This is a genomic window from Sphingomonas sp. STIS6.2, assembly GCF_000732685.2.
Lineage (GTDB): Bacteria > Pseudomonadota > Alphaproteobacteria > Sphingomonadales > Sphingomonadaceae > Sphingomonas > Sphingomonas aerolata.
The window spans coordinates 1-5,546 of record NZ_JPDP02000093.1; the positions used below are offsets into that span (position 1 = coordinate 1).

General features: G+C 60.3%; 6 protein-coding genes and 1 pseudogene. 6 read left to right on the plus strand and 1 reads right to left on the minus strand.

The features are described from left to right. Positions 1–88 precede the first annotated feature (88 nt). Together sphst_RS12425 and sphst_RS12430 are read left to right on the plus strand one after the other, a co-directional pair. Positions 89–1,093 (plus strand): hypothetical protein, encoded by a 1,005-nt coding sequence (locus tag sphst_RS12425; RefSeq protein ID WP_159043610.1) that lies wholly within the window; start codon positions 89–91, stop codon positions 1,091–1,093. Between the two features lie 159 nt (positions 1,094–1,252). After that, positions 1,253–2,276: pseudogene (locus sphst_RS12430) on the plus strand (IS110 family transposase). 258 nt (positions 2,277–2,534) lie between these two features. On the opposite strand, the gene sphst_RS12435 reads toward sphst_RS12430, so the two are convergent. After that, positions 2,535–2,870: a VOC family protein gene (locus sphst_RS12435; RefSeq protein ID WP_031393097.1), complete on the minus strand. Its 336-nt coding sequence runs from the start codon at positions 2,868–2,870 to the stop codon at positions 2,535–2,537. Between the two features lie 81 nt (positions 2,871–2,951). Between sphst_RS12435 and sphst_RS12440 the strand changes: the two genes are divergently transcribed. The 4 genes from sphst_RS12440 (at position 2,952) to sphst_RS12455 (ending at position 5,525) form a co-directional block, all read left to right on the plus strand. Next, positions 2,952–3,449 (plus strand): hypothetical protein, encoded by a 498-nt coding sequence (locus sphst_RS12440; protein WP_031393096.1) that lies wholly within the window; start codon positions 2,952–2,954, stop codon positions 3,447–3,449. Positions 3,450–3,589: 140 nt separating this feature from the next. Next, positions 3,590–4,054, plus strand: coding sequence for an AAA family ATPase (locus sphst_RS12445; protein WP_051916206.1), 465 nt, complete (start codon positions 3,590–3,592; stop codon positions 4,052–4,054). 175 nt (positions 4,055–4,229) lie between these two features. Continuing rightward, a complete protein-coding gene (locus sphst_RS12450) occupies positions 4,230–4,682 on the plus strand; it encodes a GFA family protein (RefSeq protein WP_031393094.1) in 453 nt (150 codons plus the stop codon). A 129-nt stretch (positions 4,683–4,811) separates the two neighbouring features. Further along, positions 4,812–5,525 carry a 3-keto-5-aminohexanoate cleavage protein gene (locus sphst_RS12455; RefSeq protein ID WP_031393093.1) on the plus strand — a complete coding sequence of 238 codons (714 nt, stop codon included), beginning with the start codon at positions 4,812–4,814 and terminating at the stop codon, positions 5,523–5,525. Positions 5,526–5,546: the final 21 nt, after the last annotated feature.

Sequence of the window (5,546 nt, forward strand, 5' to 3'; positions counted from 1 at the left end):
TGTCCCATACGGCTTCCTTCCATTCCAACGAAAGGATCGCACCATCAAACCGTGGGATCAAACACCTAACCAAAGTCGAGGTTAGGCTATGAATTTTTCTACCGTCACATCGGCGCGCACCGTCTCGCCGTTTGTCACTGCGGCACTGTCGAAGGGCGTATCCGCAGCGCAGTCAGCCTATGCGATTTCCCGCGATCAAAAAGCCTCCCTCGCCTCCGATGGAACCGCAACAACAAGTGCGACGAACAGCGTTACGGTGCAGATTTCACCCCAGGCATTGGCGGCATCCAATCCTACCGGAAGCACCGCTGTTACTTACTACGGGCAGTTCTTCCCAGCGAGAGCCGGGTATCGCTCTGATGCTCTTGCCATGGCGGTCGGCAGCCCAGGGGCGGAAAGCAGCTCGGCGGGCAAAGATAGCAAAACGGTCGCCACCGATGCGCGCGCCAGCATGGACAAGATCTATGCCGATATGAAGAGCAGCGGCAAGCCGTTTAACATCAACAGCAACGAAGGCGAGGATTGGAATGCCCTTATGGGTAATCTTGATCGTCGTTCGCTGAATGCCGTCGTGACTAACAGCGGCGGGCTGTTCAGCAAGGACGAGCAGATGATTGCGCAATCCGTCATGACCCAGCAAATGGCGCTCGCCTCCGGCAGTTATGCAGGTCCGACACGCCTCGCCAGCAAGTATGTCGATATTACGGGGGCCGACCCCGCCGCCTACCAGCGAAACATGATGAAGTTTCTCGATCAGGTTAGCCCGGACGAAAAGGCTTCTGGAAACTGGGTTATCACCCGTGCCGGTACAGAACTGCTATACCATCAAATTAGCTCTGAAGAAGGAAGGCCGGTAGATCGGAGCGGCGACAGTTCGGACCCCTTAGTACAGAAAATGATCGCGGCGATGAAGAAAGCAAACGCGGACCATAAGATGCACGGCGGGCGTATCGACAATTCAGCGGACCTTGCCGCCAGTCCCGTTTTCTCCGACCCCGCCTATGTCGATGTGCTAAAAGATATTGCCGTAAGGCAGGCGAGTATCGGAAACTCGCCAACACAAACCCCTTCGGCGATACCTGCGCAAATTTAAACCCGGCTTCATATTGCCGTCGTTCCCACAAACATGGGGTAATCGCGGGAGCGGTACTCCGATCTGTCACGAGATGGATGCTGGTGGCTGTTCCCCGATAAGATGGAAGAACGGGCTCACGACAGGAAGCCGGGCCCAGGCATCTGATGGAGAACAGCCATGGACGAGTATATCGGGCTTGATGTTTCGCTGAAAGAGACGGCGGTATCCATTCGCCGCGGGGGCAAGCGCGTTTGGCGCGGCAAGTGTCCTTCGGATCCGCAGACGATTGCGGCGCTGATCCGCGAGCGTGCGCCTGCAGCCAAGCGGGTGGTATTCGAGACCGGGCCGCTGTCCGTCTGGTTCTTCCATGCCCTGAGCACGGAGGGTTTGCCGGCGATCTGCATCGATGCGCGCCATGCCAAGGCCGCGCTCGACATGGCGGCGAACAAGACGGATGCCAACGACGCCGATGGCCTGGCCCACCTTGCCGAGGTCGGGTTCTACAAGGTAGTCCGCGTCAAGAGCTTCGACAGCATGCTGACGCGCACGCTGGTAGCGGCGCGGACCCGGCTGGTGCGGATCGGGACGGAGCTGTCGAACCAGATTCGGGGCCTGATGAAGACGTTCGGCCTCGTCGTGCCCCTGGTCACGGGCGGCAAGTTCGAGCGTCAGGTCGAAGCGCTGCTGGCCGACAATGCCGGCCTGGGGCCGGATCATCCGCCCACTGATGGAAGCCTGGCGTGCCGTTCGTCTCCGCGCCGCGGAGTTGAGCCGCATGCTGCTGGCAGACGCCCGGCGCAGCGATGCCTGCCAGCTCCTCATGTCCATTCCCGGCGTCGGTGTCGTGACCGCCACCTCCTTCATCGCCGCGATCGAAGAGCCGGGCAACTTCAAGCGCTCGCGATCGGTCGGTGCCTGGGTCGGATTGACGACCCGGCGCTACCAGTCCGGCGAGGTCGACTACGACGGACATATCTCCAGGCGGGGTGACAGCCACCTCCGCGGGCTGCTCTACGAAGCTGCGACATCGCTGCTCACCCGCTGCCGGGCAGAGTCCGATCTGCGCACCTGGGGCCTGAAGCTGCGGGAGCGGCTCGGCTTCAAGCGCGCTGCGATCGCCGTCGCCCGCAAACTCGCCGTCATCATGCACACCATGCTGACTACCGGCGAACCGTTCCGAGCAGTTCACGCCATCGCCTGATCCACCAGCTCGCCAGCGTCGCAAGGCGCCAACGAGACGTCCTGCCGGGACGTAGGCTGACCCATTCCGCGACGTTCGTTGCACCAGACGCCCCAGCGCGATCGAGTGCGCCGCAAACATAGGAAGGGTCACTCGCGAAGCCCCATCATGCGGCGGCACATGCCGACCGCGAAGACGACCATGCTTCCGGCAACGACAGCTCAGAATTGACTTGCAACCAGCGCGATTAGACGACGAACGAGTTTCGGGAAAGCCGCGTCAGTCTGTCTGCATGATCGCCAACTCAAGCCCGTTGGGATCGAGGAAATGAAAGCGTCGGCCGCCCGGAAAACCGAAGACCGGCTTGCTGATAGTTCCCCCGGCGCCAGTGACGGCGATCAGCGCCGCATCGATGTCGTCCACCAGCACCACCGGTAGAGGCGCACTTGGGGCTTCGCTCATATCGCCCTGTAGACCCAAGTCGACAGTGCCGGTCGTGGTACATGAATAGCTAGGCCCGTAGTCGGTCAATCCCCACCCGAACACCGCCGAATAGAAGGTTCTGGCTGAACCGAGATCGCTCGCGGGAAGCTCGATGAAATTGATGCGGGCCATGAACGATATCCCTTTCACATTGGGGTTGGCATCCCGGTGGCCACGATAGCATATCTGCACATGATCGCGGGGGAATAGGGAATGGTGGTGCTGACGGTGATGCTCATGCTGGCGACGCCGGCCTACACCGTACCGCCGGGTCTGGCAGGGGTGGCCGGCTTGCAAGGTTGCTGGCGAGTAAGCGGTCAGGTTCAGGGCAAGGACTCGCCGTCGATCGCGCGGGGCGAATGGCATTTGGGCAGGCGCTATTTCACTCTGCACCTGCGCGCGACCGGATCGGACCCGTATGAGGCAGCGATCACCTATGGCGCCGGTGAGAAACCCCAGGCCATCGGGTCGGTATTTTCCGACACCTTCGGGGGCCTGTACGAACCGTCGCTGGGTCTTGGCGAGGTGGAACAGGGCGGGTTCGTGCAACGCTACCGCTTCTCGGACGCGACATATGTCAATCGGTTCAGCCGCTCCGGCACTGGCTGGCGCTGGACTATCACCGAGGAAACCAAGGACAAGCCGCCTTCAGTCTTCGCGGACTATCACCTGCGCCCGGCTTCATGCCGCGGAATGAAGTTCGATTACTGAGCTGACCGGCTCAAGCGTCTCCCGATCGGAGAGGGCCAGCGAGACGGTCGGGGCTTTCCCATTGGGATCGAATTTTGGGAATCGCTGGCGGTGGACCTCAGCTGCTATCGATGAAGCGAAGTGACGGCAGGGGGGATGGAATGCCTACGGCTCACCTTGTGTTCGGCTTCTTAGGCTCGGGGAAAACGATGCTAGCCAAGCGTCTTGAGCTTCAACATAGCGCCGTCCGTTTCACGCCTGACGAATGGATGGCACGCCTGTTTGGTGAAGACCCTCCCGCTGACACGTTTCAGCACAGGGCAGCGGCTATTCTGGATATCATGCAGCCTATCTGGGCTCGTTGCCTCTCGCTGGGACTCGACGTTGTTCTCGATTACGGTTTCTGGTCTCGGGCGGAACGGGATCGCGTGCGGGCCGTAGTCGCGGACATAGGCGCAACCTCTGTATTGTGGGCTGTAAGCTGCTCCGATGGCGAGGCCCGAAAGCGGATTGCCCTTAGGAACGAGGCCGCTCACCGAAGCCTGTACATTGCTCCTGCCACCTTCGACCTGCTCAAGGCACGAGTTGAGCCATTGGACGTGGACGAGCCGCACACGGTGGTGTGAGCATACCGGCGCCGGTTTCCCGATTGGGAACGGCGATCGAGACGGCCGCGCATTCTCGGAATCGATCGTAAAATGGGATTCGGTTCGCCGGCAAGGAATGGCGGTAAGTTGGGTGGATTGCCGTTGGGTCGTTTTCGGCACAGAACCGTGGCAGACGAACATTGCGAGCGTGATGATGACTGATACGGTGACGGGTGGCTGCCAATGTGGCCGGGTCCGATATGCTGTCGTGATCGACAGCGACGAAGCCTACCTATGCCATTGCCGAATGTGCCAGCGCGCCACGGGCGGCGTGTCGATCGCACTCAAAGGTGTTCTCCGTAGCGACCTGACGTGGACGACACGTGAACCCGATCGCTTTGCATCCTCGCCTATTGCCAACCGAGGGTTCTGCTCGGCCTGTGGAACACCATTGACCTTCGAGTTCGCCGACGATGAGGCACCCGGACTGGACCTGACAGTGGGTAGCTTCGATGATGCATATCGGTTCCGACCCACCAGCCATTTTGCCATCGAGAGCTGGCATAGCGACTGGCTCGACACACGCGATTTGCCGGGCAAGCGAAGCGAAGACAATCCAAGCACGCGGGATCGGTGGATGAAGGTGGTCGGCAAACTGCCCGACTAAACTGGCCCGCGACCGATGGTCGAATGGGAGTGACCCTTCGAACGGTTGGTGCGAATTGCCAGATTTTAGGTGAGGCCATAATCAGTGTGCCGACGCCGCCAGCGGCTGTATCTATGATGGAGGTCGGTAGTGATCGTTCAAGCTTGTCTGAATGGCGCACGGCCTAGCGACTACCATCCGGACCTCCCGCTAACCTCAAACGACATGGCACGCCAAGGAGCGGCGTGCATCGCGGCAGGTGCCCATGAACTTCATTTTCATCCGCGAGGGGGAGACGGTCGCGAAAGCCTCTTGGCCGTTGACGATACCGTTCGCGTCATGCGAACCGCATGTCCCGACACGTTGATTGGCGTATCCACCGGCGCATGGATTGAAGGTGACGAAGCCCTAACCCGCCAGTGCATCGAGGGCTGGCAGGAATTGCCGGATTACGCATCCGTCAATCTATCGGAGCCCGATGCCCCAGCCATTATTGAAACGCTGCATCGGATCGGGGTTGGCGTTGAGGCTGGCCTTGCAACTGTCAAAGACGCCGAGCGCTTCGTGTTGTTGCCCGATCGCCATCGCGTGTTTCGCATTCTGATCGAGATCGAAGAGCAGAACCTACCGCGTGCCTTTGACACAGCAGATAAGATAGCTGCTACCCTGGCGAACGCCGACGTAAGTATTCCGCTACTCCTACATGGTTTTGACAACACAATGTGGCCGTTTGTGAAGCTCGCGCGTCAGCGTGGGTGGAGCACGCGTGTAGGTCTCGAGGACGGCAAGCACCTTCCGAACGGCAAGGTTGCACCTGATAACGCTGCCCTCGTCACCGCAGCATTAGCGGGCCACACAGACTGAGACATGCGGTCGAGCTTTCCC

Bases quoted from the DNA above. Each gene is read 5' to 3' on its own strand.
- sphst_RS12425 (WP_159043610.1), top strand. From the start codon at position 89: ATGAATTTTTCTACCGTCACATCGGCGCGCACCGTCTCGCCGTTTGTC.
- sphst_RS12435 (WP_031393097.1), bottom strand. From the start codon at position 2,870: ATGGCCCGCATCAATTTCATCGAGCTTCCCGCGAGCGATCTCGGTTCA.
- sphst_RS12440 (WP_031393096.1), top strand. From the start codon at position 2,952: ATGGTGGTGCTGACGGTGATGCTCATGCTGGCGACGCCGGCCTACACC.
- sphst_RS12445 (WP_051916206.1), top strand. From the start codon at position 3,590: ATGCCTACGGCTCACCTTGTGTTCGGCTTCTTAGGCTCGGGGAAAACG.
- sphst_RS12450 (WP_031393094.1), top strand. From the start codon at position 4,230: ATGACTGATACGGTGACGGGTGGCTGCCAATGTGGCCGGGTCCGATAT.